Annotated in this window: 27 protein-coding genes; 12 read left to right on the top strand and 15 right to left on the bottom strand. The window is 74.3% G+C overall.

What is annotated here, in order from left to right:
• The first annotated feature begins 18 nt into the window (after positions 1-18).
• Positions 19-687 carry a hypothetical protein gene (locus tag Dfulv_RS24100; RefSeq protein ID WP_259867062.1) on the top strand — a complete coding sequence of 223 codons (669 nt, stop codon included), beginning with the start codon at positions 19-21 and terminating at the stop codon, positions 685-687.
• Here Dfulv_RS24100 and Dfulv_RS24095 read toward each other — a convergent pair.
• The 3 genes from Dfulv_RS24095 to Dfulv_RS24085 all read right to left on the bottom strand — a co-directional run bounded on the left by Dfulv_RS24095 (position 684) and on the right by Dfulv_RS24085 (position 2954).
• Entirely contained in the window at positions 684-1337 is a 654-nt protein-coding gene (locus tag Dfulv_RS24095; protein WP_259867060.1) for a tyrosine-protein phosphatase, read from the bottom strand. The genes Dfulv_RS24100 and Dfulv_RS24095 overlap by 4 nt on opposite strands.
• On the bottom strand, positions 1337-2209 hold the full coding sequence (locus Dfulv_RS24090; protein WP_259867059.1) for an ion transporter: 873 nt from the start codon (positions 2207-2209) through the stop codon (positions 1337-1339). The genes Dfulv_RS24095 and Dfulv_RS24090 overlap by 1 nt, the downstream gene beginning before the upstream one ends.
• A gap of 178 nt (positions 2210-2387) precedes the next feature.
• A complete protein-coding gene (locus Dfulv_RS24085) occupies positions 2388-2954 on the bottom strand; it encodes a TetR/AcrR family transcriptional regulator (RefSeq protein ID WP_259867057.1) in 567 nt (188 codons plus the stop codon).
• Positions 2955-3049: 95 nt separating this feature from the next.
• Here Dfulv_RS24085 and Dfulv_RS24080 point away from each other — a divergent pair, with 95 nt between their 5' ends.
• Both Dfulv_RS24080 and Dfulv_RS24075 read left to right on the top strand, forming a co-directional pair.
• Positions 3050-3940 carry a zinc-binding dehydrogenase gene (locus Dfulv_RS24080; RefSeq protein ID WP_259867056.1) on the top strand — a complete coding sequence of 297 codons (891 nt, stop codon included), beginning with the start codon at positions 3050-3052 and terminating at the stop codon, positions 3938-3940.
• Positions 3941-3972: 32 nt separating this feature from the next.
• Complete coding sequence (locus Dfulv_RS24075) at positions 3973-4971, top strand: LLM class flavin-dependent oxidoreductase (protein WP_259867051.1); 999 nt, start codon at positions 3973-3975, stop codon at positions 4969-4971.
• On the opposite strand, the gene Dfulv_RS24070 is transcribed toward Dfulv_RS24075, so the two are convergent.
• Genes Dfulv_RS24070 through Dfulv_RS24050 form a run of 5 tightly spaced genes read right to left on the bottom strand, consistent with a single transcriptional unit; the run spans position 4957 to position 9939 of the window.
• The gene (locus tag Dfulv_RS24070; protein WP_259867882.1) at positions 4957-6747 is read right to left on the bottom strand and encodes an anthranilate synthase family protein; all 1791 of its coding nucleotides are present in this window, start codon (positions 6745-6747) and stop codon (positions 4957-4959) included. The two genes, Dfulv_RS24075 and Dfulv_RS24070, sit on opposite strands and share 15 nt — an antisense overlap.
• Positions 6747-7370, bottom strand: coding sequence for an isochorismatase family protein (locus tag Dfulv_RS24065; protein ID WP_259867049.1), 624 nt, complete (start codon positions 7368-7370; stop codon positions 6747-6749). Before Dfulv_RS24065 ends, Dfulv_RS24070 begins: the two co-directional genes overlap by 1 nt.
• An 8-nt stretch (positions 7371-7378) precedes the next feature.
• Positions 7379-8149: a 2,3-dihydro-2,3-dihydroxybenzoate dehydrogenase gene (locus Dfulv_RS24060; protein WP_259867047.1), complete on the bottom strand. Its 771-nt coding sequence runs from the start codon at positions 8147-8149 to the stop codon at positions 7379-7381.
• A gap of 10 nt (positions 8150-8159) precedes the next feature.
• On the bottom strand, positions 8160-9332 hold the full coding sequence (locus Dfulv_RS24055) for a 3-deoxy-7-phosphoheptulonate synthase (RefSeq protein WP_259867045.1): 1173 nt from the start codon (positions 9330-9332) through the stop codon (positions 8160-8162).
• Complete coding sequence (locus Dfulv_RS24050) at positions 9325-9939, bottom strand: NAD(P)H-dependent oxidoreductase (RefSeq protein ID WP_259867043.1); 615 nt, start codon at positions 9937-9939, stop codon at positions 9325-9327. Before Dfulv_RS24050 ends, Dfulv_RS24055 begins: the two co-directional genes overlap by 8 nt.
• 21 nt (positions 9940-9960) lie before the next feature.
• Between Dfulv_RS24050 and Dfulv_RS24045 the strand changes: the two genes are divergently transcribed.
• The 6 genes from Dfulv_RS24045 (at position 9961) to Dfulv_RS24020 (ending at position 15558) form a co-directional block, all read left to right on the top strand.
• Positions 9961-10083: a hypothetical protein gene (locus Dfulv_RS24045; RefSeq protein WP_259867041.1), complete on the top strand. Its 123-nt coding sequence runs from the start codon at positions 9961-9963 to the stop codon at positions 10081-10083.
• A gap of 62 nt (positions 10084-10145) precedes the next feature.
• A complete protein-coding gene (locus tag Dfulv_RS24040) occupies positions 10146-11240 on the top strand; it encodes an IS701 family transposase (protein WP_259867039.1) in 1095 nt (364 codons plus the stop codon).
• 18 nt (positions 11241-11258) lie between these two features.
• Positions 11259-12275, top strand: coding sequence for a 3-oxoacyl-ACP synthase III family protein (locus tag Dfulv_RS24035; protein ID WP_259867037.1), 1017 nt, complete (start codon positions 11259-11261; stop codon positions 12273-12275).
• Entirely contained in the window at positions 12275-13066 is a 792-nt protein-coding gene (locus Dfulv_RS24030) for an arylamine N-acetyltransferase family protein (RefSeq protein ID WP_259867034.1), read from the top strand. The genes Dfulv_RS24035 and Dfulv_RS24030 overlap by 1 nt, the downstream gene beginning before the upstream one ends.
• Before the next feature lie 15 nt (positions 13067-13081).
• A complete protein-coding gene (locus tag Dfulv_RS24025) occupies positions 13082-14182 on the top strand; it encodes an acyl-CoA synthetase family protein (RefSeq protein ID WP_259867032.1) in 1101 nt (366 codons plus the stop codon).
• Positions 14182-15558 carry an aldehyde dehydrogenase family protein gene (locus Dfulv_RS24020; protein ID WP_259867030.1) on the top strand — a complete coding sequence of 459 codons (1377 nt, stop codon included), beginning with the start codon at positions 14182-14184 and terminating at the stop codon, positions 15556-15558. The genes Dfulv_RS24025 and Dfulv_RS24020 overlap by 1 nt, the downstream gene beginning before the upstream one ends.
• Here Dfulv_RS24020 and Dfulv_RS24015 read toward each other — a convergent pair.
• Both Dfulv_RS24015 and Dfulv_RS24010 read right to left on the bottom strand, forming a co-directional pair.
• Positions 15539-16348, bottom strand: a complete 810-nt coding sequence (locus Dfulv_RS24015; protein WP_259867028.1) for an alpha/beta fold hydrolase — start codon at positions 16346-16348, stop codon at positions 15539-15541. The genes Dfulv_RS24020 and Dfulv_RS24015 overlap by 20 nt on opposite strands.
• A 161-nt stretch (positions 16349-16509) precedes the next feature.
• Positions 16510-16881 carry an MmcQ/YjbR family DNA-binding protein gene (locus tag Dfulv_RS24010; protein ID WP_259867026.1) on the bottom strand — a complete coding sequence of 124 codons (372 nt, stop codon included), beginning with the start codon at positions 16879-16881 and terminating at the stop codon, positions 16510-16512.
• A 230-nt stretch (positions 16882-17111) separates the two neighbouring features.
• On the opposite strand from Dfulv_RS24010, the gene Dfulv_RS24005 reads away from it, so the two are divergent.
• A complete protein-coding gene (locus Dfulv_RS24005; protein ID WP_259867024.1) occupies positions 17112-17915 on the top strand; it encodes an SGNH/GDSL hydrolase family protein in 804 nt (267 codons plus the stop codon).
• A 756-nt stretch (positions 17916-18671) separates the two neighbouring features.
• Here Dfulv_RS24005 and Dfulv_RS24000 read toward each other — a convergent pair.
• The 4 genes from Dfulv_RS24000 to Dfulv_RS23985 are packed head-to-tail and all read right to left on the bottom strand — an operon-like array spanning position 18672 to position 22442.
• On the bottom strand, positions 18672-20105 hold the full coding sequence (locus Dfulv_RS24000; RefSeq protein WP_259867020.1) for an MFS transporter: 1434 nt from the start codon (positions 20103-20105) through the stop codon (positions 18672-18674).
• Between the two features lie 10 nt (positions 20106-20115).
• The gene (locus Dfulv_RS23995) at positions 20116-20859 is read right to left on the bottom strand and encodes a DUF4440 domain-containing protein (protein ID WP_259867017.1); all 744 of its coding nucleotides are present in this window, start codon (positions 20857-20859) and stop codon (positions 20116-20118) included.
• A 2-nt stretch (positions 20860-20861) separates the two neighbouring features.
• Entirely contained in the window at positions 20862-21512 is a 651-nt protein-coding gene (locus tag Dfulv_RS23990; RefSeq protein ID WP_259867015.1) for a hemerythrin domain-containing protein, read from the bottom strand.
• Between the two features lie 9 nt (positions 21513-21521).
• The gene (locus Dfulv_RS23985) at positions 21522-22442 is read right to left on the bottom strand and encodes an NADP-dependent oxidoreductase (RefSeq protein WP_259867014.1); all 921 of its coding nucleotides are present in this window, start codon (positions 22440-22442) and stop codon (positions 21522-21524) included.
• Between the two features lie 178 nt (positions 22443-22620).
• Here Dfulv_RS23985 and Dfulv_RS23980 point away from each other — a divergent pair, with 178 nt between their 5' ends.
• On the top strand, positions 22621-23598 hold the full coding sequence (locus Dfulv_RS23980; RefSeq protein ID WP_259867012.1) for an NADPH:quinone reductase: 978 nt from the start codon (positions 22621-22623) through the stop codon (positions 23596-23598).
• 7 nt (positions 23599-23605) lie between these two features.
• Here the strand turns inward: Dfulv_RS23980 and Dfulv_RS23975 are convergent, their stop codons facing one another.
• Positions 23606-25507, bottom strand: coding sequence for a helix-turn-helix domain-containing protein (locus Dfulv_RS23975; RefSeq protein ID WP_259867010.1), 1902 nt, complete (start codon positions 25505-25507; stop codon positions 23606-23608).
• A 279-nt stretch (positions 25508-25786) separates the two neighbouring features.
• On the opposite strand from Dfulv_RS23975, the gene Dfulv_RS23970 reads away from it, so the two are divergent.
• Positions 25787-26650 (top strand): helix-turn-helix transcriptional regulator, encoded by an 864-nt coding sequence (locus tag Dfulv_RS23970; protein WP_259867009.1) that lies wholly within the window; start codon positions 25787-25789, stop codon positions 26648-26650.
• Positions 26651-26741: the final 91 nt, after the last annotated feature.

Below are 26741 nucleotides of genomic sequence, written 5' to 3'. Positions count from 1 at the left end.
CGAAGGAGGCGACGGGGGATGCTTCGCAGGTCGGCGGCAGCAGCGCTGTGTCTGGTCATGCTCACGCTCGCGGGGTGCGCCCCGCGGTACGTCCGGGCGGAGGTGCTGCCGTCGGCGGCGGCCCCGTCCGCCACCGATCTGCGCCCCGCGCTGCTGACGCAGGCGGACCTGCCGGCCGGCTTCATCCAGATGACCACGGTCACCGACGCGGACGGCACCGTGAACATCGGCGGCGGCGACTTCCCCGGCTGCCCGGCACTGGAGCCGATGACCACGGAGCACACGACGGCCGCCGCCACGACGTTCAGCAAGGGCGTCACCGGCCCCTACGTGACGCACGCCGTCATCCGCTTCCCGGCGGGCGAGGCCACCGCGGCGATGACCACGCTGGCGGGCACGGTCGAGTCGTGCAGGTCGTTCTCGCAGCAGCTGGCCGGCGTGACGGTCCGGTTCGACCTGACGCCCACCAGGCCGGCGGCGACGCTCGGCGACCAGGTCGTCGGCCTGCGCATGGTGGGCACCACGGACTTCAACCTCTCGGTCACGGCCGAGATCGTCGCCGTCCGCCGCGGCGACCTGGTGCTGTGGCTCAACGACATGGCCATCGGCAGGGACGGGTCGGGCGTGGCCGGCACGCTGGCGCCGGCCGCCGCCGAGCGGTGCGCGCAGCGGCTCGAGGGCTGCTAACGCAACCGCTGCCGGAGGCTCGTCACCTGGTCCTCGGTGAGACCGTGCGTCCTGAGGTAGGCCGCCGCGTCGCCGAACGTCGCGTCCAGGTGGCGGAGCATCGTGAGGATCGTCTCCGGCTCGCTGGTCTCCGGATCGTCCAGGCACTCCCCGGAATACGCGTAGTCCTCGGCGATCACCTCGTCGGCCACCCCGGCGACCCGCAGGGCCAGCGCCACCACCATCCCGGTGCGGTCCCGGCCGGCCGCGCAGTGCACGAGCACCCCGCCCTCCGGCGCGTCGGCGACGGCGGCCAGCCCGGCGGCGATGTACGAACCGTTGCGGGTCAGGCTGCCGCAGTAGGTCAGGGCGCGGGTGGGCTCGTCCTCCGGGACCCGGCGGGTGTCGGCGACCGGGTCGATGAGCGGCAGCAGCCGGTACATCGGGTCGCCGGTCAGCGGCCCGGGGCACTCCCGCGCCTCGTCGGCCGAGCGCAGGTCGACGACCCGGCGGATCCCGTGTGCCCGCAGTGCCGCGAGCCCCTCGGGTGTCAACCGGTGCAGCGAGTCGGCCCGGACCAACGCGCCGGCGCGCACGGCACCACCGTCCACAGTGGGCAGACCACCGACGTCACGGACGTTGCGACACTCGGGCCACGACAGCCGCCGCATCAGCGCAGGCTACCAGCGTCCACCGGCACCCGCTCGGCTTCCTTGCTGCGGGTGTACTCCTGCTCGAGGTCGTCGAGCGCGGCACGCAGGCGGGCCAGGCGCTCCTCGACGCCGGCCGGGGGCGCCGGTGGTGGGGCCGCCGCCTCGCGCTCGACCTGGTGCGCCTCCTGGAGTGCGTTGAGGACCACGCCGACAAGCAGGTTGGTGAGCAGGTACGACGCGGCGATCATGTACGACAGGTAGTACACGATGCCCCACTCCGTCACCTCGCGGCCGGCCTCCAGGGTGTCGGTGATGCCGTCGAGCGACAGCAGCAGGAACAGCGTGAGCATCGCCTGGCCGACCGTGCCGTACTGCTCCGGATACGCCTTGCCGAACACCATCCAGCCGAGCATCGCGTAGCCGTAGAGGACCAGCAGCGTCACGAGCAGGAAGCTGCCCAGGCCCGGCAGGCTGCGCCGGATGCCGACCAGGATGACCCGCAGGCTGGGGAACAGCCGGAACGCGCGGACGATCCGGGCCAGCCGCAGCAACCGCAGCAGCGTGATGTTCTCGCGGACACCGGGCACGAGCGGCGCGAGGATGATGGCAAGGTCGAAGAGGTTCCAGCCGTCGCGGAAGAACCCGCCGGGCCGGGTCAGGTGCGCGCCGAAGCGGACGAGCAGCTCCAGACCGAAACAGGCCAGGAAGATGTACTCGAGGACGCGGAAGGCGGGCCCGGCCGTGTCGACGGCGCTGTGGTAGGTCTCGAGGCCGAGGACCAGGGCGTTGGCGACGATGACGGAGAACGAGGCGACGTTGAACCACGAGGCGCCGACCAGCGTGCGGCACGCAGCCGCCAGCCGGGACACCGCATTCGGCGTGCTGTCCACGGGTCGGCAGCCTACACATCCCGCACCGGCACGCCCTCCGGCGGGCAGCCGGCAGGCTCGGACCTCGCACAACACCGGGTGACACGGTCTGCGGCGGGACCGTGTGGCGGCACCGACCGGCCGCCGCCACCGCGCTCCGGTCGCCGATCCGCTGACCACTGTGGACGGTCCCGGCGGGTCAGCGCGGTGCCGTCACCAACGACTCGGCCAGGTCACGGACCGCGCGGCGGAGGCGGGTGAGGCCACCGTCGGCGAGGACGTGCCGCACGAGCTCCGCGTCGAACGCGCCGAGCAGGGTGTGCGCGACGAAGTCGGCGTCGGCGGTGGGGCGGAGCCGGCCGACGAGGTCGACGAGATGGGCGTGCCAGCGGCGGTACGTCGGGTCGAGGTGTTTGTCGGCGGCGCAGGCCTGCTCGTGGGCGGCGATGAGGGCGACATTGCGGGCGGCGAGGTGGGCCAGTTCGTCGAGGAACCCGAACAGCCGCTCGTCAGGCGGCGCACCCGGACCGAGGGGCGCGGGCCCCGCCTCGACGCCGGCACGGATCCGCGCGGCGCGGTCGGCGAGCAACTCCTGGAACAGCCCGGTCCGGCTGCCGAACCGCCGGAACACCGTGCCCTTGCCCACCCCGGCCGCGGCCGCGACCCGGTCGAGGGTGAGCTGGTCGGGGCCTTCGGTGTGCAGCAGCTCCTCGGTGACGCGCAGGATCGCCCGCCGGTTCCGCGCCGCGTCGGCACGCTCGGCCATCCGCACACCCCCTTCCATAACCGGACCGACAGTCCGTATAGTAGCGGACCACAAGCGGACCATCGGTCCGGTTATCTGACTGTGAGGAGCAGACCATGCAGGCGATCATCGCGGGACCCGGCGGGCCGGCACTGGGCACGGCACCCGAGCCGGACCCGGCGCCGGACCAGGTCGTGGTGGCGGTCCGGCACGCCTCGGTGAACTACGGCGAGGCCCGCTACGCGGCCGCCTGGCCCGCGGGGACGGTGCTCGGCTACGACGCGGCCGGGGTCGTCGTACGGGCGGCACGGGACGGCAGCGGACCCGGGGAGGGGCAACGGGTCGCCGCCTTCGGCGCCGGGGCGTGGGCGGAGCGGGCGGCGTTCGGCACCGACAGCGTCGCGGTCGTTCCCGACGGCGTGGACCTCGCCACGGCCGCCGCGCTGCCACTGGCCGGGATCACGGCCCTGCGGACCGTCCGGGCGGCCGGTTCGATCGTCGGCCGGCGCGTGCTGGTCACCGGCGCCTCCGGCGGCGTCGGCCGGCTCGCCGTCCAACTGGCGCGGCTCGGCGGGGCCCACGTCGTCGCGGCGGCCGGCCGGACGGACGGGCTGACCGGCCTCGGGGCGCACGAGGTCGTCACGGCGCTCGACCAGGTCGGCGAGGCCGTCGACGTGGTCCTCGAACATGTCGGCGGCCGGCATCTCATCGACGCCTGGGCACTGCTGCGGCCGGGCGGGGTGCTCCAGAGCATCGGCTGGGCCTCCGACGCCCCGGCGGTGTTCCCGCCGAACTCGATCTTCGCCCACGGCCCCGCCAAGACACTGATGTCGTTCGGCGACGCCTCCCGCCCGGCCGCGGACCTCACCACCCTGCTCGGCCTCGTGGCCGCCGGGCATCTGCGGGTCGACGTCGGCTGGCGCGGCCCCTGGGACACCGTCACGGCGGCGGTCGACGCGCTGCTCGCCCGCCGGGTGCCGGGGAAGGCCGTGCTCGACATCTCCTAGTAAACCTATCGGCTAATGGGTATTCTGCGGCCATGCGCACGCTCGCCTTCCTCACCCCGGGCAACTTCCCCGACGACGACCCGTACGAGGGACTGGAGGCGACGCTGCGCCTGTTCGAGTACGGCGAACGCCTCGGATTCGACGGCGGCTGGATCCGCCAGCGCCACCTCGAGCACGGCGTCGGCTCGGCGGCCGTGTTCCTCGCCGCGGCCGGGCAGCGGACCAGCCGGCTGCAGCTCGGCACCGCCGTCATCCCGATCGGCTACGAGAGCCCGTTCCGCCTGGCCGAGGACCTGTCGATGGCCGACGTGCTGTCCCGGGGGCGGCTGCAGGTCGGGTTCAGCGCGGGCACGCCGCCGCACGCCGACCTCATCGGCGAGCTGGTCTTCGACGGCGACTGGCGCAGCTTCGACCTGTCGTACGGCCGGATCGCGCGGCTGCGCGACAACCTGCGCGGGGAGTTCCTCGGCGGCCCGGACACGGTGATCCACTCCCCCGGCAACGTCCAGCGCCCGCGCCTGCAGCCCTACAGCAAGGGCCTCGTCGACCGGCTCTGGTACGGCGGCGGCAGCCTGCGGTCGGTCCGGTGGGCGGGGTCGGCCGGCCTCAACCTGCTGACCGGCAACATCGTCTCCGGCGAGGGCACCGACGACTTCATGACCGCACAGCTCGGGCTCATCGAGGCGTACCGCGCGGCCGCCACCCGGCCGGCCCGGATCGCGATCGGCCGGGTCGTCGTCCCGCTGGACAGCGCCGACGCCGCGACCCGCCGCCGGTACCTGCGCTACGCCGAGTCCCGCCACGAGCGCACCCTGAAGCCGCAGGGCGAACGCCGCACCCTGTTCGCCCCGGACGTGGTCGGCACCGGCGACGAGATCGCCGACCGTCTCCGCTCCGACGCCGCCGTCCAGTCGGTCGACGAGCTCCGCCTCGAGCTGCCGTACGAGTTCGACGCCCGCGACTACGAGCAGATCCTGCACGACGTCGTCCACGCGGTGGCGCCGCTACTGGGCTGGTCACCCGCCCAGTAGCGGTGTGATCAGCCCCGCGACGACGCGCACGCCGTGGTGGGTGAGCACCGATTCGGGGTGGAACTGCATCGACGCGAACGTCGGACCGCGCAGCGCGTGGACCTCGCCGGTGGCCGGGTCGCGGCTGAGCTCCACCACACCATCGCCCGGCAGCTCCACCTTGTCCTCGTCGCTGTACGCCGCGAACGTGTTGTAGAAGCCCACCAGCTCGGGGCGGCCGAAGAGGTCCACCCGGCGTTGCAGGCCCTGGTTGGGCACCGGGCGGCGGGCCAGGCGCAGCCCCAGCCGCGCGCTCAGCACCTGATGACTCAGGCACACCGCCAGCAACGGCCGGGCCCCGGCCAGCAGACTGTCCACTGCGGACCGCAGGTGGGCGATCTTCGGATGGGAGCCGTCGCGCGGGTCGCCCGGGCCGGGGCCCAGCACAACGAGGTCGTGGGCGTCGAGCGCGTACGGTTCGTCGTACCGCCGGACCGTCACCGCCAGGCCCAGCGAGCCCAGCTGGAGCGACAGCATCCGGGTGAAGGTGTCCTCGGCGTCGACCACGAGCACCCGGCGACCGGCCAGGGCGGACACCGGCCGCTCGGCGGCGCCGGTGAGCCAGAACCCGGCGAGGCCGGTGTTGCGCCCGGCGAGCGCGGACCGGATCCGGCCGTCCGCGGTCAGGTCGGGCGCCGGCGCGGCGGCAGCCGAAGAGGCCGTTCCGCGCAGCGCGGCCAGGAGGGCCGACGCCTTCGCCTCGGTCTCCGCCGCCTCCGCGGCCGGGTCCGAGTGGCGCACCAGCGTGGCGCCGACGCCGATGCTCAGCCGGCCGCCGCGGTCGATCTCCGCGGTCCGGATCAGGATGGCCGAGTCCAGCTCGTCCTGGTCGATCAGCGCCGCCACCCCGCTGTAGTACCCGCGGCCCTGCCGCTCGTGCCGGGCGATGACCCGGCACGCGTTCTCCAGCGGGCTGCCGGTGACGGTCGGCGCGAACAGCGTCTCGCGCAGGATCTCACGCGGGTCGAGCGAGGTCCGGCCGCGGACGAAGTACTCGGTGTGCGCGAGCCGGGTCATCTGCCGCAGGTACGGGCCGTCGACCCGGCCGCCCTCCGGGCAGATGCGGGCCATCATCTTCAGCTCCTCGTCGAGGACCATGGCCAGCTCGTCGGTCTCCTTGCGGTCGGCGAGGAAGCCGAGCACGCCGGGCACGGTGGGCCCCGACGGGCCGTACCGGAACGTGCCGCTGATCGGGTTCATCACCGCCTCGCCGGCGCGGACGCTGATGTGCCGCTCCGGGGTGGCGCCGACGAACGTCCGGTCGCCGGTGTGGATGAGGAACGTCCAGTAGGCGCCGGACTCGCCGACCAGCAGCCGCCGGAAGAACGCCAACGCGTGCGCGAGCTCGTATCCGTCGATGGACGCCCGGAACACGCGGCGGATGACGAAGTTCGCACCCTCGCCGGCGCCGATCTCCTCGTCGACGATGCGCCGCACCGACGACTCGTAGTCGTCGGCGCCGAACCCGCTCCCGGACAGCGGGATCGGCAGGTCCGGCAGCAGCCCGGCGACCAGGCCGACCGGCAGCACCGACCGGGTGGCCACCCGCAACGCGAGCAGCGGCGCGCCGTCGTCGACGCACTCGTAGCCGCGCTCGGCGACCTGCCGGAACGGCACGACGACGAGTACCGGCGCCGGCGGCAGCTCGGCGAGGGTGGCCGCGGTGGACAGCGGCCCGGAGAGAATCTCGACCCCGTCCACCGAGGACGGGCGGTGCAGCAGCGCGAACGGCTCCATCACACGCCGGCCCCGACGAGCAGGGCCGACGTCGTGGTGACGACCGCACAGCGGCGGGCCGCGTAGTCCACGGCGAGGCGGTGGTCCGCGGCCGAGAAGTCGCCGACCGCGTCGGCGACGAGGAACGGCTGGATGTCGTTGGTGAACGCCTCGACGAGCGTGGCGAGGATCCCGACGTGGGCGTAGACGCCGCAGACGACGAGCTGGTCGCGGCCCGCGGCCCGCATCCGGTCGAGCAGGTCGGAGCGGAAGAACGCGCTGTACCGCCATTTTGTGAACACCCAGTCGCCCGGCGCCGGCTCCAGCGGCGGGACGATCTCGCGGTCCGCCGGCGTCAGGCGCATGCCGGGGCCCCAGAAGTCGGCGAGCAGGCCGCGCTCCGCCGGGGTCATGCCGCCGGGCTGCGCGGTGTACGCCACCGGCAGGCCCGACGAACGCCGCAGGCGGGCCACGTTGCCGACGAGCTCGCGGCGGAACCCGTCGGCGAAGGGCCTCAGGAAGTACTGCTGCATGTCATGGACGAGAAGGACGGCACGGCGTGGATCGGGTTGCCAGGTCGCGACGTTCGCGGGCAGGTCGGCCGCCGCCGGCAGCGGGTAGGGCGGGATCGGAGCGATGGCCATGGGTCCTCCTAGACGCCGAGCGCGGCGCCGCCGTCGACGGTCAGGGCGTGCATCGTGATGTGGCCGGCCCGGTCGGACAGCAGGAACACCACGGCGTTGGCGACGTCCTCCGGGCTGGCCAGCTTCCGCAGCGGGATGCCGACGCGGTACGCGTCGAGCCGGCCGTCGATGGTGGCCCGGCGAGCGTGCTCGTCGGGCCACATGCCGTGCAGCATCGGGGTGTCCGTGGATCCGGGCGCGACGAGGTTGCACCGGATCCCGTGGCCGGCGACCTCGAGGCCGAGGCACTTCGTGAACATCGTGGCGGCCGCCTTCGACGCGGCGTAGGCGGCCATGCCCTGCCGTGGCGTCTCGGCGGCGTTGGACGCCACGGTGACGATCGCGCCGCGCCCGCGGGGCACCATGCGGTTGACCACGGCCCGCGACACGACAAACACGCCGGTGGTGTTGACGGCGAAGGTCGCCGACCAGTCGTCGTCGCTGAGGCGGGCCGCGTCCGCGAGGCGCAGCACGCCGGCCGCGTTGACGAGGTAGTCGATGGGGCCGTTGCGCCGTTCGACGACGTCCACGGCGGCCTCGACCTCGTCGCGGCGGGTCACGTCGGCCGGGACTGCGAGGACCCGCAGGCCCTCGGCGGTCAGCCCGGCGACCTCGTCGGCGAGCCGTCCGGCGTCGCGGTCGAGGGCCGCGACGAGCGCGCCCTGACCGGCGAGTGCCTTGACGACGGCGGCGCCGATGCCGCCGGCGGCCCCGGTCACCAGGGCGATCTTGTCGTGCACAGGAACCTCCTCAGCCGCTCCATGCCGAGATCACCGACATGGCCTGCGATGGGTTGAGCCGCGGATCGCAGAGGGTGGTGTACTTGTCGCCGACGCGATCGGCGCACGAGGCGTCCGTGACGCACTCGGTCACGTCGTCGGGGGTCGTCTCCAGGTGCAGCCCGCCCGCGACGCCGCCCGCCTCGCGGACCGTGCACTGGAAGGCCCGCACCTCACGGACGACGGTCTCGAGGAACCGGGTCTTCAGCCCGTGCGGGGTGGTGACGGTGTTGCCGTGCATCGGGTCGACGAGCCAGACGACGGGGTGCCCGGCGGCGTGGACCGCGGCGACGAGTGCCGGCAGGCGCTGCTGGATCGCGGCGGCGCCGAGCCGCGCGATGAGCGTCAGGCGGCCGGGCTCGCGGTGCGGGTCGAGGCGCCGGCACAGCGCGAGCAGGTCGTCGGTGCTCGTGCCGGGCCCGACCTTGCAGGCGACCGGGTTGACGACGGCGGCCAGCAGCGCGACGTGGGCGCCGTCGACCTGCCGGGTTCGCTCGCCGATCCACGGCCAGTGCGTCGAGGCGAGCAGCAGCCGCCCGGACGCGGTGCGGCGCAGCTGGGGCAGCTCGTAGTCCAGCAGCAGCGCCTCGTGGCTGGCCCAGGTGGGCGGGGCGAGGCGCGGGGTGCCGGGACGGGCCTGCCAGCCGAGGTGTACGAGGACGTCGCGGGCGGTGCGGTGCCCGGCGACCAGCCGCGCCGGGTCGGGGCGGCGCCGCTCCGGATCCGGCTCGGGGCCGTTGACGAGGTGCCCGCGGTAGACCGGCAGTTCCCGCCCGCCGACGGTCTCGGTGTCCTGGCTGCGGGGCTTGGCGAGCTGGCCCGCGAGCCGGCCGACCCGCAGGACGGGGCGGCCGGTGTCGACCTGCAGGGCGCCGGCGAGCATGTCGATGAGGCCGGCCTTGCGGGTGACGTCGCCGTACGCGCACTCGCCGGGATCCTCGGCACAGTCGCCGGCCTGCACGACGTACGCCTCCCCCGCCGCCACCCGGGCGAGCTGGGCGCGCAGTTCGAGAACGTCGGCCGCCCGGACCAGCGCCGGCCGCCGGGTCAGGGCCTCACGCGCGGCGGCGAGCCCGGCCGGATCGTCCCAGTCGGGCTGCTGCCGGGCGGGCAGGGCCCGCAGCTCGCCGCGGATGTCATCCATCGGTGCCCGCCGCCAGCGCCGCCGCGACCGCGATGGTGCGCCGGGTCTGGAACTCCACAGCGGCGAGGTTGTCGTCGGTGACGTTGCCCGGCTGGTTGCGGGAGACGTTGCTCGCGCCGTACGGGTTGCCGTTGGTGGGCCGGAACAGCACCGGGTCGGTGGAGCCGGTCGGCACGATCACCGCGCCCCAGTGGCAGAACGTGTTGTGCAGGGCCAGGATCGTGCTCACCTGACCGCCGTGCGGGGCCGAGCCGGAGGTGAACGCGCCGACCGCCTTGCCGGCGAGCCGGCCGCCGATCGACAGCGGCGCGGTCGTGTCGAGGAAGTGCATGAGCTGCGGCGCGGGCAGGCCGAAGCGCACCGGCGTGCCGACCAGGATCGCGCCGGCCCAGTCGAGGTCGTCCAGCGTGGCCTCGGGGACGTCCCGGGTGGCCTCCGTGTGCCGCAGCCACGCGTCCCGGTCGGTGACGGTGGGCTCGGCCACCAGCTCGGGGATGCGGCGCAGCCGGACGTCGGCGCCGGCCTTGACCGCGGCGTCGGCGGCGGCCTCGGCGAGCCGGAACACGTTGCCGGTCGAGGAATAGAAGATGACGGTGACGTTGGTCATTGCCTTGGTACTCCTCGCGAAATGCCGTTGTCGGCCGCCATCGTCGGCGCGGCGATCCGGCACCGGCAACGGGCGCCGGACGAGTACGTCACGTGCGGCCCGGACCACCGCCGCACCGCGCAGCACGGTGGTCCGGCCACCTAGGCAGGGCCGCGCCCGCACCGGCACGGTGGACCTCGCACACCCGCAGACGCCGAGGGGGAACGATGCCGGAGGACACCGACCGGGCCGTCGCCGAGCTGTGCGACGAGCTGTTCGCCGGGTTACCGCGCAAGGACCAGCGGCGGCGGGGCGTCGAGTACGTGCACGGCCTGCTGCGCACACCGGGGCGCAAGTCGATCCGCAACATCGCCGGGCAGGCCAACGAGCAGCGGCTGCACCACTTCGTCAGCGACTCGACGTGGGACTGGATGCCGGTCCGCCGGGCGCTGCGGACGCACCTGCTCCGGTCGGCACCGCCGCTCGCCTGGGTCGTCCGGTCGATGATGATCCCGAAGACGGGTGAGCACACGGTCGGCGTCGGCCGCCGGTACTGCCGTGCCCGCGGCTCGTTCCTCAGCGCCCAGCACGCGATCGGCCTGTGGGCGGCGGCGCCCGGCTGGACCAGCCCGGTGCACTGGCGCCTGCACCTGTCGGCGACCTGGCTGGGTGACGCCGACCGGTGCCGGCGGGCCGCGATCCCGGCCGGCACGGTGCCGCAGCCGGTGGACGAGTGCCTCGTCGACACGTACCTGGAGCTGGCCGCCGACCGGGACCTGCCGGTGGTGCTAGACGCGCGGGACGTCGACGCGCCGGCCGTGGTCCGCCGGCTGCGGGCGGCCGGCGCACCGGTCCTCGCCCGGATCGACGCCACGACGCCGCTGTGCCCGGACCCGCCGGTCCCCGGCCATGCGGACGGACCGCTGCCCGCGGCGCGGCTGCTCGCGATGGTCCGGCACACCCGGCGCCCGGTGTTCGGCGCCGGTGCCGCGCTGGCCGCCACCGGCGCCGTCCGGCTGCCCGGCCCGGGCCGCTCCGACGGCCTGGTGCTGCTCGGCGTCGGCCGGCCGGGCCCGCGGTGGCCGGATGAGGTGTGGCTCTCCACCCTCACCGGGCACAGCCTCGCCGACCTGGTGCGCCTCGCGCGGCTCCCGGGACGGGTCTACACGGACCTCGCCGGCATCGGCGACCGGGTCGGGCTGCGCGACTTCACCGGCCGGTCGTTCGCCGGCTGGCACCGCCACGTCACGCTCGCCTCCGCCGCGCACGCGCTCGTCGCCCTGCACGGCGCCGCACCGTACGAACTCCGCGAAGCGGGCTAGGAAGAAGGAGTCCCCACCGTGCTCACGCTGCACGACACCGCCGGGCCGCCGGTCGCCGTCCTGGGCACCGGATCGTGCCTGCCGGCCCACGTCGTCGACAACACCGCCGTCGCGGGCCCGGCCGGGGTCACCGCCGAGTGGATCGCGGCCCGCACCGGCATCCGGCGGCGACGCTGGGCCAAGCCGGACGAGGCCACCTCCGACCTCGCGATCGCCGCCGGGCGGGCCGCGCTCGAGGACGCCGGGATCCGCGCGGCGCAGCTGTCGCTGGTCCTCGTCGCGACCTCGACGCCCGACTCGCCGCAGCCGCCGACCGCGTCCCTGGTCGCCGACGAGCTCGGCGTCGAACCGGGCACCGCCGCGTTCGACCTCAACGCCGTCTGCAGCGGCTTCGTCTTCGCCCTCGGCACCGCGGAGCGCCTGCTGCGCGCGGCCGGCGGCCATGCCCTCGTCATCGGCGCCGACGTCTACTCACGGATCCTCGACCCGGCCGACCGGCGGACCGCGGTGCTGTTCGGCGACGGCGCGGGCGCGGTCGTGCTGGGCCCGGGGCGCCGGCCGACCGTCGTGGCGAGCCGGCTCGCCACGTTCACCGAGGCGCACCAGCTGATCCGGGTGCCGGCCGGCGGCAGCCGCATCCCGGCCTCGGTCGGGTCGATCGACGCCGGGCTGCACCACTTCGCGATGGAGGGCCGCGCGGTGCGCGACTTCGTCCTCGACACGGTGGCGCCGGCGATCCGCGGGTTCCTCGCCGACGCCGGTGCCGCACCGGACCGGCTGGCGGCGTTCGTGCCGCACCAGGCGAACCCGAACCTCGTCGCCGACCTCGCCGCCGCGGTCGGGGTGCCGGCCGCCCGGATCGCGGTCACCGGCGCCGAGTTCGGCAACACCGGCGCCGCCTCGGTCCCGGTGACGCTCGACCACACCCGCCGGCGCCTGCGCGAAGGCGACCTCGTCCTGCTCGCCGGCTTCGGCGGCGGCATGTCGGCCGGGTTCGCGCTGCTGCGCTGGCCCCGCACGGAAAGGACCACCTGATGCTCGACGACCAGACCGTCGAGGAGTACCTGCACCGCATCGGCGCCCGCCGCCCCGCCGTCCCGGACCTGGCCGGCCTGCGCCATCTCCAGGAGCGGCACGTGCTCTCGGTGCCGTTCGAGAACCTCGGCTACCACCTCGGCGAGGAGATCCACCTCGGCGGCGCGGTCATCGACAAGATCGTCCGCGAGCGGCGCGGCGGCGGTTGCTACGAGACCAACCCGGCGTTCGGGCTGCTGCTGACCACCCTGGGCTACGAGGTCGAGATCCTGCCCGGCCGGGTGTACCGCCCGACCGGCCTCGGGCCGCCGTTCTGCCACCTCGCGCTGCGGGTCACCGTCGGCGGCGAGCCGTGGCTCGTGGACACCGGGTTCGGCCGCAACAGCCGCCTGCCGCTGCGGTTCTCGACGGAGGACGGCCAGCCGGATCCGCACGGCACGTACCACGTCCGGGGCGGCGAGGTGACGCTCGACGGCAAGCCGCTGTACCGCCTCGACGACCGCCCCGCCGCCCTCGACGACTTCCGCCCGACGCTGTGGTGGTGGCGGACCTGCCCGGACTCCCCCTTCCTCCAGGACGTGTTCTGCTCGCTGCCCACAGTGGACGGACGGGTGACGCTGAAGGGCCGGCGGCTGACCGTCGACGCCGGCGGCGAGCGCACGCGCACCGACCTGACCGACGACGCGGCCGTCCTCGCCGCCTACCGCAAGCATTTCGGATTCGACCTCGACCGGCTGCCCCGCGACCCGCTCGTCCCGGCCGGCGGCACCACCGGCATCACGCTCGACTGACCTCAGGAGTTCGCAGTGGTACGTGCTGACGACCCGATCCTCGACCTGCCGCCGGACGCCGCGCCGGATCCCGACGAGTACCTGCGGGCGGCGCTGCGCTGGCACTTCTCGCCGGAGACGGGATCGCCGTTCTGGCTGGAGCGGGCCCCGAGCCTCGGCTTCGACCCGCTGACCGACGTCACGACGTTCGCGGACCTGAACCGCTTCCCCAATCTCGCCAACGAGCTGCGGACGGTCCGTGTCGAGGACCTGATCCCGCGCGGGTACGGGCCCCGGCCGGACGTCGTCGGCGTCTACGAGAGCGGCGGCACCACGGGCGCGCCGAAACGCGTCGTCCTGCTGCGCGACTGGCTGGACCGGCTGCTGGCGTGGAGCAGCGCCGAACTCGACCGGCACGGCGTCCCGCTGGGCGTCAACTGGCTCTCGGTCGTGCCGTCCGGGCCGCACATGGTCGGCCCGATCATCGCGCAGCAGGCCGCGTTCCGGGGCGGGCTCGCGTTCAGCGTCGACCTCGACCCCCGCTGGGTCAAACGGCTCATCGCCGACGGCAAGTTCGGCGAGGCCGCCGCCTACGGCGAGCACCTCATCGAACAGGTCGCGTACGTGCTGCAGAGCCAGGACGTCGGCGTGCTGATGATCACGCCGCCGGTGCTGGAGCGGCTCGCCCGCCGCGACGACCTCGTCAAGCTCGTCAACGACAAGGTCCGCGCGATCAACTGGGTCGGCACCCAGATGGACCCGGACACCCGGCACCTCTACCGCACCGAGGTCTTTCCCGACGTGGTGCTCTACAGCGGATTCGGCAGCACGATGATCCTCGGCAACGCCAGCGAGCGCCCCGGCCTCACCGACGACGACCCGTGCGTCTACGACCCGTTCTCGCCGCACATGACGTTCCGCGTCGTCGACCCGGAGACCGGCGTGACGGTGCCGTACGGCGAACGCGGCCAGGTCGTCATGAACCACGTGAGCAAAAGCCTGTTCCTGCCGAACAACCTGGAACGGGACTACGCGACGCGGGTCGCGCCGCCCGCCGGGCAGGCCGGCGACTCGGTCGCCGACGTGGCCCCGGTGGCGCGGTTCGACGACGAGACGGTCATCGAGGGGGTGTACTGATGGCACCGGTGCAGATCGACGCGCTCGGCCCCGCCGGTGCTTACCGGGCGCGCAAACGCCTCGACGTCACGGACGTCACCGGCGCACCCGCCGTGACGCTCAGCCTGGTGCCGAAGCTGTTCGTGAGCCGCGCCCTCACCGCGCTGCGGGCCGCCCGGCCGCTGCCCCACCAGCGACGGATCGCGGCCCTGGCCGAGGCGGCGGCCCGGTTCACCGGCGACGAGATCGCCGGGCTGTCGTTCGGGGACTACGAGCGTACGGTCAGCCGCGTCTCCGGTGTGCCGCTGCCGGTCGTGCGGGCGGCGACCGCCGCGATCGCCGAGGCGGCGACCCTGGCCGGCGAGACGACCGGGCTGGCCCGGCCGCAGGGCGCGGTGGAGGACTGGCGGGCGCCGGAGACGCTGCGGGGCAACGCGGTGTGGACCCGGCGGGGCGACGTGTTCGCCGTCCACGCCGCCGGGAACCATCCCGGCCCGCACTCGCTGTGGCTGGAGGCGCTCGCCCTCGGCTACCGGGTGGCGGTCCGCCCGTCGCGCCGCGAGCCGCTCACCCCGCACCGGCTCATCACCGCGCTGCGGGCCGCCGGGTTCGGCGACGACCAGGTGGTGCTGCTGCCCACCGACCACGACGCCGCCGACGAGGTGCTGCACGGCGCCGACCTCGGGCTCGTCTACGGCGGCGACGACGTCGTCCGCAAGTACGCCACCGGATCCCGGATCCTGCCGCAGGGCCCGGGCCGATCGAAGATCCTGCTGACCGCCGGGGCCGACTGGCGGGCGCACCTGGACACCATCGTCGACTCGATCAGCCACCAGGGCGGCGTGGCGTGCATCAACGCCACCGCGGTCCTCGTCGACGGGGACCCGGCGCCGCTGGCGCAGGCGATCGCGGAGCGGCTCGCCGCCCTGCCCAGCCTGCCGCCGGACAGCGACAAGGCGGTCCTGCCCGTGCAGCCGGTGGCGGGCGCCCGCGCGCTGGAGGCGTTCCTGCTCGGGCAGGCCCGCGGCACGACGGCGTGGCTCGGCGGGGACGGCATCGTCGACGAGCTCGGCGACGGCAGCGCCGCGCTGCGCCCGGCCGTGCACCAGGTCGACCGGGCGGACGCGCCGCAGACCCGCGTGGAGCTGCCGTTCCCGTGCGTCTGGGTCGCGCCGTGGTCACCCGCCGACGGCCTGGCCCCGCTGCGCGACACGCTCGTGCTGACCGTGTTCACCGACGATGACTCGCTCGTCGCCGATCTGCTCGACGAGCCGACGATCAGCAACGTCTACGTCGGCGACCATCCGACGTACTGGCTGCGCCCGGGCGTGCCGCACGACGCGTACCTCGGCGAGTTCCTCATGCGCACGAAGACGGTCATCCGCTCCGGCCGGTGAAGAACGCGGTCAGGACCGGCGCCAGGACGACCGGGTCGGTGACGTGGGTCTGCCCGTCGACGACCCGGCGTTCGGCGTTCGGGACGGCGGCGGCGATCGCATCGGCGGCCGCGTCGAAGAAGCCCGGCCCGAGCGCGCCCGTGTGCGGGTCGGGCAGGCCGCCGGTCGCCACGAGCACCGGCTGCGTGATCGTGGCGAGCCGGTCGAGCGGCGGGCTGCCGTCGCCGAGGCAGGCCGCGTCGTGGGCGAGGGTCGGCGCGAGGGCCTCGAGGCCCGGCCAGACCGGCGCCGTGCGGGCCGCGGCGATGTCGTCCTCGCCGGCGCCGGCGAGACGCATGAACAGCTCGACGGCCGCGCCACGCCGTCCCTCGGCGAGCACCCGGTGCAGCTGCCGGACATACTCCCGGAACGCGGCCACCACGTGGTCGTCGGTGCTGTACGGCACCTCGTACACGGCGACCCGCCCCACCGGAAGGCCGGCCGCGGCGGCCTCGAGGGCGAGCGCCCCGCCCGACGAGGCCCCGAAGAGGTGCGCCGTCCCGCCGGCGTCGGCGATGATCGCCGCGAGGTCTTCCAGCTCGCGGGCGACGGCGTAGGGTGGCGTGTCGCCGCTGCCGCCGCGCCCGCGGCGGGCGTAGTTGTAGACGGTGAAATGCTCGGCGAGCTGCGGCATGAGCGGCGCGTTCTCGGCGCCCTCGTCGAGGCCGCCCCCGACCAGGACGACCGCGGGCCCACCGCCCGCGCGGTCGAAGGTGATGGATGTGCCGTCGCGCGAGGTCACTCGGCTCATGCGCCTATTGGACCAGACCGGCACGGCTCCGCACGGGCACTACCCGAGCCTGCGGCCGGGGAACCGCCCCGGATGTCGCCCGACCGCCGCCGCGAACGTCTCGCCGGTAGGCGTCCGGACCCACCGGCGCACGGTGGCGGCGGCGCGCCCGGCGGCCGCGGTCAGCCCGGACCGGGCAGGTCCGCGGCGAGCTCGTCCGGGGCGCGCATGCGCCAGGCGTCGGTGACGAGCTCCCTCAAGCGGTCGACGTCCACCCGCTCGAGCCGGAGCATGACGAGCGGCAACCCGTCGTAGGCGGGCGTCGTGAAGAACCGCTCGGGCTCGCCGAGCAGCAGCGCCTGCTTCTCGGCCTCGTCGCCGACGTACAGCACCGCGACGTCGGTCCGGATGACGCGCGGCTTGCCCGGGACGCGCTCGGGATAGGACCACACGAACCCCTTGTCGGCGACCCGGAAGTCGAAGCCGTCGCTGTCGATCTCGACCACGTGCGGCAGCGTGAGCGCCAGACGCCGGACGTCGTCGGCGTCAGTCATCGAGGGCCTCCTGCATACCGACAGGTTATCGGCTGCGCCCGGGGGCCCGTGGAACCCGGCCGGCATGGTGGGTGCCGAGCATCCCTCATGTGTGGCTATAGACGGCTTCTTCCTGGTTTACCGACATAAGTAGTTATTCGCGCTGGGTGCGAATAGTCGATCTTCCATGCGATAGCGATTCGTTGATATCAATCTCTCCACCCCCGCTTTCCTACCCCCTGGAGTGCGACGTGCGGAGATCCCGTATCGCGACCCTCGCCCTGAGCGTCGTGGCGTCCCTCGGCGTCACGTTCGCCATCGCAACGCCCGCCCGGGCCGCCGCCACCGACCGGTACGTCGCCCTCGGCGACTCGTACGCCTCCGGTGTCGGCGCGGACAGCTACACCGCCGAGAGCGGTTCCTGCCAGCGCAGCACCAACGCCTACTCCGCCCTGTACAACACCAACGTCAAACCCGCCTCGTACCGCTCGGTGGCCTGCTCCGGCGCGACCACGACCGACGTCGTCAACAAGCAGCTCTCCGCGCTGTCCACGTCGACCACGCTGGTCAGCGTCACCGTCGGCGGCAACGACGCCGGCTTCGCCACCATCATGACCACCTGCGTGCTCTACGGCGAGACCGAGTGCGTGGCCGCGGTGCAGACGGCCGAGAACAAGGCCCGCACGGAACTGCCCGCCAAGCTCGCCGCCGTCTACAACGGCATCAAGAGCCGCGCCCCGTCGGCCCGGGTGATCGTCGTCGGCTACCCGGTCTTCTACCAGCTCGGCACGGTCTGCGTCGGGCTGAGCGCGAACTCCCGCACGAAGATCAACGAGGGCATCAACCTGATCGACGACATCATCCGGACCGCCGCCACCGCGGCCGGGTTCAAGTTCGCCGACGTCCGGTCGACCTTCGTCGGCCACCAGCTGTGCAGCTACGGGGAGAAGTGGCTGCACGCGCTGAACTACCTCAACATCGGGATCTCGTACCACCCGACGGCCGCCGGTCAGGCCGGCGGCTACTACCCGGTGTTCCGCAACGCGGCCGGCTGACCCCGGCACCGACCTGACACCGCGGTGCCCGGCCACCCCCGCGAAGGTGGCCGGGCACCACCCACGCCGCTGAGAGCGGGGCGACCCGCTCGACGCCGGGCCTGCCCCCGCCCCACAACGCGTCCACAACACCCAATCGCCCCGACCACATTCCACGATCACCACCCCGGGCGTTGCATCCACCGGTTGACTCCACCCCCGGGCGACCGCGGGCGGCATGATCACGGAGGTTTCGCGTCGCAGCCTCCGCGATCATGAATGGTGGGAGGGTTGTCGTCGTGGGTTCCGGCCGGTTTGTGGCCGTGATCGCGGCAAGTTCGCGATCACGGGTGCGGCGGTTGGGCCTGGCCGGGTGGTGTGGCTGCGGTTGATAGATCAAGGGAAACTTCGGGTTGCCTGGACAGCCAGATGTTTCCGACGATCAAGGAACCCCGGTCAGGCCAAGCGCGGAGCACGGCCGGCCCCGCACTACGGGGCCACGGACGCCGCGGCCCGGCACCGCTCAGGCACGGCTGGGTGCGCGGCCCCGGCACCGCTTGAGATCACGGAGCTTCCGATGGGCTGGAGAGCCTGTTGCGCAATTCGGATCCCTCGCGCGTCAACCCCGACAACCGCGCCGATCTTGGAGTTGTGGTCCTTGACAAACCAGGACAAATTCGGAGATTCATGGCGCCACAACTCCAAGATCGGCGCGAGGCGTCCAGAGCGGCGTCCGCTACTGACCGGCGGACGCCGCCCCGCGGCGACGGGAAGGGTTCAGTTCGACGCCAGCGCCGGCTCGGTCGGCTCCTCGGCCGGGGCCCGGTGGCGGCGGAGGTTCAGCGCCACCAGGATCGTCACCAGCATGCCGGCCGCCGCCACCAGCACCGCGTCGCGCAGGCCGGAGACGGTCGCGTCGCGCAGGTCCGGGCCGGTCAGCCCGGCCGTGCCGGCGTTGGCGACGGCGACCAGCGCCGCCAGGCCCACCGCCGAGCCCACCTGCTGCCCGGTCGAGACGATGCCGGACGCGATGCCCTGGTCGAACAGGGCGGTGCCGGTGGTGGCGGCGGCGAACATCGTGGTGAAGATGACGCCCTGGGCGACGTTCAGCACGACCATGGCGGGCAGCAGCGCGAGGTACGACCCACCGGCGCCGATCCCGAGCCCCAGCCCGACGGTCGACACGGCGCCGACGGCGAGGCTGGTGACCAGCGTCGCCCGGTTGCCGAACCGGGTCGCGAGCCGCCCGCCGAGCATCGAGCCGACGGCACCGGCGCACATCGGCACCACGTACGCCAGCCCGGTCTGCAGCGCGCTGTAGCCCAGCACCTGCTGGAAGTGGACCGTCAGGAAGTACAGCAGCGTCCCGAACGTCGCCATGAACAGCAGCGTCACGCTCACGCCGGTGCTGAGGTTGCGGTTGCGGAACAGCCGCAGCGGCATGAGCGGCGCGGCGGTGCGGGCCTCGATCGCGACGAACCCGGCCAGCAGCACGAGACCACCGGCGGCGGTCGCCAGCAGCAGCGGCGACGTCCAGCCGAGGGCCGGGCCCTGCACCAGCGTGAACACCACGAGGGTCACCCCGACGGTGGCGGTGGCCGCGCCCGGCAGGTCGAAGCCGCGACCGGTGACGCGCGGGCCGTCGGCGGGCAGCAGCACGTATGCGAGCAGGATCGCGACGCCCGCGAGCGGGACGTTGACGAAGAACACGGCCTCCCAGCCGAACGCCTGGGTGAGCACGCCGCCGAGCAGCGAGCCGAGGACCATGCCGCCGGCCCCGGCCGCGGCCCACACCGAGAACGCCCGGTTGCGGTCGCGACCCTCCTCGAACGAGGTGGCCACGAGCGACAGCGTCGCCGGGAACAGCAGCGCGCCGCCGAGGCCCTGCACGGCACGGGCGGCGACGAGCAGGCCCGGATGACCGGCCAGGCCGCCGACGAGCGACGACACGGCGTAGAGCGCGAGCCCGGCGACGAAGACGCGGCGCCGGCCGACGAGGTCGGCGGCGCGCCCGCCGAGCAGCAGGAAGCCGCCGAACGCGACCGCGTAGGCGCTCACCACCCACTGGAGGTTCTGCGCGGAGAAGCCGAGATCGGCGCCGATCTCCGGCAGCGCGACGTAGACGATGTTGTAGTCGATCGAGGTGATGAGCTGGGCGAGGCCGAGCAGGGCGAGCACGAGGCCGGCGCGCCGCGGCGGTGTGGCGTCCATCGTGGACCTTTCAGGGAGCTGTACCGGAAGGGTTGTCGAGCAGGTATCGCCACCGGCCGTCCGGGCCGCGGCGGGCGACGTCGGTGGCCGTGCCGGCGACCCGGACCGGGTCGCCGTCCGGCCCCGTGAGCTCGGTGTCGTGGTCGGTGACGAGCAGCGCGATCCCGTCGGCCTCGTAGACGTGCCGGATCCGGATCTCCATCTGCCGGACCTGGCCGAGGAAGGCCGTGATCGACTGGCGCAGCCGAGCCCCGGTGACCGGTTCGCCGGGCCGCGTGACGAGCACCGCGACCGGCTCGAACAGCCGCAGCGCGGCCTCCGCGTCGCCGTCGTTGTACGCGCGGGCGACGAGCTCGACGAGGTGCGCCGGGCTGTCGGCGCCGCCGGCGGGGCGGGTCAGCACCTCGAAAGCGTGGCCGTCGACGCTGTCGAAGTAGAAGCCGCGCCCGCCGCCCCAGGAGTTGACCACGCCCGGCCCGTGGTGCAGCGGACCGGCCCAGTAGGGCCGGCCCGCGCCGCGGATGCGGCCGAGGATCGTGTCGAACTCGGCGGCGGTGACCTCAAAGGCGTAGTGCTGTGTGGTCACCTCGCCCTCGACCTGGACGAACTCCAGCAGGACGCCGCCGTCGAGCCGCACCGCGGGGAACGGCCCGGACCAGCCCGGCTCGGGCAGCCCGAGCGTGTCGGCCAGGTCGCGGGCGGACCGCCAGGCGTCCCGGGTGTGCACGAACGTGTGGTTGAGCCGGACCGCCATGGTCAGGCCGTGCCCAGCAGGTCGGCGCGCCACTGCGCGTACTGCTGCTGACCCGGGCCCTCCCAGAACTGCTGGACCTCCGGCGGCAGCCCGCCGGTGAACTTCGCCCGCTCGTGCGGCGTCGCGTCCTCGAGGCCGATGCCGAGGAAGACCAGCGCCTTCTCCTGCGGGATCGAGGCGTGGCCGCGCAGCTCGAAGGCCTGCCACTCGTCGGGCGTGATGTGCTGCCGGATGAGCGGCAGGACGTGCTCCTCCTCGTCGGCGAGGTGCTCGTCGGTCGTCTCGGAGACCCGCCGCACGACGCCGGCGAGCCGGTCGCGGTCGGCGGCGGTTGCGGTCTCCCGCCAGCGCGGGGTCAGCTCCGCGACCTCGCCCAGCAGCTCGTGCAGCGCGCCGTGCTGCTTCTCCATGCGGTGGACGAGGTCGGCCTGCGGCCCGGCGCGGTCGAGCAGGACCGGCCAGAGCAGCTCGTCCTCGCCGACGTGGTGCTCGTGCAGCGAGGCGGTGATGTCGGTCAGGTGCTCGCCGACGACGGCGGCCCGGTCGCGGTCGCCGTCGGCGACCCCGGCGACGAGCGTGGCCAGCAGGCGCAGCTCCCGCCGGTACACCTGGTGCACCCAGGCCATGCCCCATGGGTCGAGCGGTTCGGTCATCGTGACTCCTTACGGGACCAGGACGATCTTGCCGAGGGTGTGGCGGCGCTCGAGGAGGTCGTACGCCTCGGCGACGCCCTCCAGCGGGAACGCCCGCTCCACCGGCACCTCGAGGCGGCCCTTGGCGACGAGGTCGGCGAGCTCGGCGAGCACCTCCGGGGTGGAGGCGTCGTTGCTGCCCTGGGCCTTGACCCCGTGCTGCGCGGCCGCGGCGAAGTTGATGAGCGTGTTGACCCGGTCCGGCTGGACGCCGAGCTGCAGCGCGAGGTCGACGTAGTCGGCGCCGAACGCGTCGACGAACGCGTCGATCTTGTCGCCGGCCGCGGCGCGGACCCGGTCGAGGGCACCCTCGCCGTAGGCGACCGGCGTCACGCCGTGCTGCTGGAGCCAGTCGTGGTGCGCCTCGCCGGCCAGGCCGATGACCGTCGCGCCGGCGTGGCGGGCGAGCTGGACGGCGATCGAGCCGACGCCGCCGGCGGCGTTGGCGACGACCACGGTGTCGCCGTCGCCGACCGCGACGGCGCGCACCGCGGCGTAGGCGGCGGCACCGGCGGTGTACAGCGCCCCGGCGACCTCCCACGAGACCTCCGCGGGGCGGCGGGTGAGGTTGCCGACGGGCACGACGACGAGCTCGGCCTGGGTGCCGCGCTCGTCGGTCCAGCCGAGGACCTCGTCGCCGGCGGCGAACTCCGTGACACCCGGCCCGGCCTCCTCGACCACGCCGGCGAGGTCACGGCCCTGGCCGGCCGGGAACGTGGTCGGGTACACCTTGTCGAGGAAGCCGCCGCGGATGCCGGACTCGACCGGGTTCAGCCCGGCGGCCCGCACCCGGACGAGCACGGTGCCCGCCGGGGGCACGGGCCGGTCCACCTCCACGACCTGCAGCACCTCGGTGCCGCCGAACCGGTCGAATCGCACAGCGCGTGGCATGGTTGTCGCTCCCTGATGATGTGAGAATCCGGACAAGACGACCGTCGCACTACCGGCGGGCACTGAGAATCGGACCGTTTTGCCTAGGACCCGCAACCCTGGGGTAACCGGGTGAACTTGACGGAACGGCGCCCGGCGCGATGAGAAAGCGCCGCCTCGGCGGGCAGAATCCGCAATCATGCGCGCCGCCTACATCGAACGGCTCGGGCCGCCGGAGGTCATCCGGCACGGCGAGCTGCCCGCCCCCGTCCCGGGCCCGACCGACGTCCTCGTCGACGTGATCGCCACGACGGTGAACCCGGTCGACACGTTCGTCCGCTCGGGGCTGTTCCGCACCCCGCTGCCGATGCCGTTTGTCGTCGGCCGCGACCTGGTCGGCACGGTGGCCCGGGCCGGCGCCGGCGCGGCCGGGTTCGCCCCGGGTGACCTCGTCTGGTGCAACAGCCTGGGCCACGCGGGCCGGCAGGGCGCCGCCGCCGAGCAGGCCGTGGTGCCGGTCGAGCGGCTGTACCGCCTGCCGGCCGGGGTGCCGCCGGAGACCGCGGTGACGGCGGTGCACCCGGCCGGCACCGCCTACCTCGGGCTGTTCACCCACGGGCGGCTGCGGGCCGGCGAGACGGTGGTCGTCGAGGGCGCCGCCGGCAACGTGGGCACGGCGCTGGTGGCGCTGGCCGTGGAGGCCGGCGCGCGGGTGGTGGCGACCGCCGCGGCGGCCGACGCCGCGTACTGCGCGGACCTGGGCGCGGCCGAGGTCCTCGACTACCGCGCGCCGGACCTGACCGACCGGCTCGCCGGGGCCTGCCCGGACGGCATCGACCTCTACCTCGACACGTCCGGGCGCAACGACCTGGAGACCGTGGTGGAGCTGCTGGCGTTCCGGGGGCGGGTCGTCCTCGTCGCCGGCGCCGCGACCCGTCCGGTGCTGCCGGCCGGTGCGCTCTACATGCACGACCGCACCGTCACCGGTTTTGTCATCTCCCACGCCACGGCGAGTGAGCTGGCCGAGGCCGCGGTGACGATCAACCGGCTGCTCGCGGCCGGGCGGCTGCGCCCGCGGGCGACGGTGGACCTGCCGCTGTCGGCGACCGCGGAGGCCCACCGCATGATCGAGCGGGGCGAGCTGCACGGCCGCCGCGTGGTGCTCAGGCCGTCCTGAGCGCCCGTCACCGGCGCTGGCCGCGCGGCTCGCCGGACAGCGTGTCGCGCAACCGGAAGAGCCGCAGCGCCAGTTGTACGTCCAGTGCCTTCACCGGCCGCTGCCAGTCCGGCCCGAGCAGCTCCTTCACCCGCTCCAACCGGCGCGCGACGGTGTTGGGGTGCACGTGCAGCCGCTCCGCGGCGTTGGTCGGGCTGCCGCCGGCCTCGAAGTAGGCGTCGAGCGTGCGGGTGAGGTCGGTGAACCGGCGCCGGTCGTGGTCGAGGACCGGGCCGAGGACCGCGTCCACGAACGTGTCGACGCCCTGCCGGCCGGACATCAGGACACCGAGGAAACCCAGCTCCCGCCCGGACGCGCCGCGGCCGGTGAGGTCGAGCGCAGTGAGGGCGTCGATGCAGCGCAGCGCCTCCCGGTGCCCGGCCGCGAGGGCCGCCGCGCCGGAGGCCGGTCCGGCGGCGCCGATCGTGACCGGCGTGCCGAGCAGCGCCGACAGCTCGTCGGTGACCGTGCGGGCCGCCGCGCCGGGGTCGGTGCCGGGCAGCACCAGCACGAGGTGGCCGTCGCGGGTGCCGCTGAGGCCGCCGGTGCGCCGCGCGTGCGAGGCGGCCCAGATCGCGGCACGGCCGGGCCGGCGCTGCGCTCCCGGGTCGCGCGCGGCGTCCTCCGGCCGGGCCACGAGCACCACGTACGGCCGGTCGAGGTCCACGCCGAGCCGCCGGGCCGCCCGGTCGAGCCGCCGGCGCGGGCGCGGTGGCGTGACGAGCAGGTCGTCGAGCAGGTCCTCGCGGGCGTGCTCCTCGGCGGCGCTGCCCGCGTGGTGGCGCAGCACGACGGCGGCGGCCTGCGCGACCAGCGGCAGCACCTGCCGCTCGACGCCGGTGAGGCTGCGCCCGGTGCGCACCAGGAGCGTGCCGAGCGGCCGGTCCCCGGCGACGACCGGCACCCGCCAGGTCGTCGGGTCGAGCGCCACCGGTTCACGGCCCGCCGTGCCGTTCACCGGCGGATCGGCCGGCCCGTCGTCCGGCCAGGCCGGGCCCTCGCAACTCGTCGCGAGGGTCCGACCGTCCGCGTCGTACAGGCGGACCCCGCCGCGCAGCCGCCGGCCGGCCTCGTCGACGAGCTCCTGCGGGTCGCCGCCGGACACGGCGAGGTCGACGAGCGCCCGGTGCACGGCGCCGAGCTCCCGGACCCGCCCGAGGTCGGCGGCGGTGCGGGCGGTGGTGTTCTCCAGCCCGGACAGCCGGGCTGCGGTACGGTCGAGCAGCCGCGCCTTCTCGATCACGGCACCCGCCAGCTCGGCGAGGGAGCCGAGCAGCGCGCACTCGTCGGCGGTGAACGGGCGCGCCCGCCGGTCGGCGGCGCAGAGCACGCCGAACGGCCGCTTGCCGAAGCGTCCCGTGCCGTGGCCGAGCCGGACGGCGATCACCGCGCGCAGTGCCTCGGCCCGCACCAGCGCGGCGAACGGGTCGCCGTGTTCCCCGGCGGCGGCCCACCCCGGCGCGGTTCCCGCGTCCGCGCCGTTCACGTCCGCCGGCCACGCCCGCCCGGCCTGCGGAGGCCGGTCGGTCCGGTCGAGCGCGCCCGTCGCGTCGGCCGTCCACTGCGGGCCCGCGCCGGTGAGCGCGGCGCCGGCGAGACCCTCGTCGCGCGGCAGCCGGAACCCGGGTGCGAGGCCGGACGCGAGGCCGTCGACGGCGCGGACGGTGACCGTGCCCTGCTCGTCGTCGAGCACGCCGACAAACGCGAGGGAGAGGCCGAGCAGCCGGCGCGCCTGCCGCGCGACGACGGGTAAGAGGCTTTCCAGGTCGCTGGGCACGGTGAGATCGTGCGCGGCGTCCACGAGGGCGGCGAGCCCCCGGTGGGCGTCCGCCCGGGTGTCGTCCTGCACCGGCGCGAAGCGCGGAACCACTGGCACCTCCGGTCAGCTGGCTCGAACGGTGCCGCACCCCCGGTCCACGGCGGCGCAGCGTCGCGCTCGCCGGACGGGCGGGCCACCGGCAACGGGCATGGATGTGCGTCGCTGTATGCCCCTCATGAGCTAACACCAGCATCCGTAGCCACTCAAGTACGCTCTGTGTTACATCTCCTCGTCGTCACTCGCCCGGACCTGCAGCGACGCCGGACCGCGGCATGACTAGGACCAACGATCCTTGGCTACATTCGAAGGGCTCGGGACATCATGGGCAGCATGAACCGCCGTGAACTCGCCGACTTCCTCCGCCGTTGCCGCGAGCGGCTGCAGCCGCAGGACGTGGGGCTGTCCGCCGGCGCACGGCGCCGCACACCCGGCCTGCGCCGTGAGGAGGTCGCGCAGCTCGCCGGGATGTCGGCGGACTACTACATGCGGCTCGAGCAGGCCCGCAGCCCGCAGCCGTCGACCCAGCTGCTCGCGCCGCTGGCCCGCGCCCTGCGGCTCAACGACGACGAGCGCGACCACCTCTACCTGCTCGCCGGGCACCGGCCGCCGATCGGCCGGCAGGCCGGCGACCACGTGCGTCCCGGGCTGCTGTTCCTGCTCGACCGGCTCACCGACGCGCCCGCCCAGATCCTCAACGACATCGGCGACCTGCTCGCGCAGAACACGCTGGCCGAGTCGCTGTTCGGGGGCGTGTGCTCGACGCAGCCGCAGAACCGCAACATCGTCTGGCGGTGGTTCACCGACCCGTTCGTGCGGGCCGCGTATCCCGTCGAGGACCAGGCGTATTACAGCCGCCTGCACGTGGCCGACCTGCGCGCCGCGCTGGCCCGCCGCAGCGGCGACCCGGCCGCGCTCGACCTGGTGCGGCGGCTGCGGGTCGCGAGCGAGGAGTTCGCGACGCTCTGGGAGCGGCACGAGGTCGGCGTGCGCCGGCAGGGCAACGTCCGGGTCATCCACCCGACCGTCGGGCTGATCGACCTCAACTGCGAGCAGCTGCTGTCCCCCGCCGAGGACCAGCACCTGCTGCTGTTCACCGCACCGCCCGGCAGCCACAACGCGAAGCAGCTGGAGCTGCTGCGGGTCGTGGGCCGCGAGCTGTTCCCGGGCCTGCAGGAGCAGACCCGCACGTCCTGATTCCGTCCTGACGGGCCCGCCCGGAGGGGCGGCGCATGCCGTACAACCTATTTCTCCGGTAGGAGTAATAGGAATTTAACGAAGGAGGCGA

The organism is Dactylosporangium fulvum (assembly GCF_025137375.1).
Lineage (GTDB): Bacteria > Actinomycetota > Actinomycetes > Mycobacteriales > Micromonosporaceae > Dactylosporangium > Dactylosporangium fulvum.
This window is presented reverse-complemented; position numbering and strand designations above follow the sequence as displayed.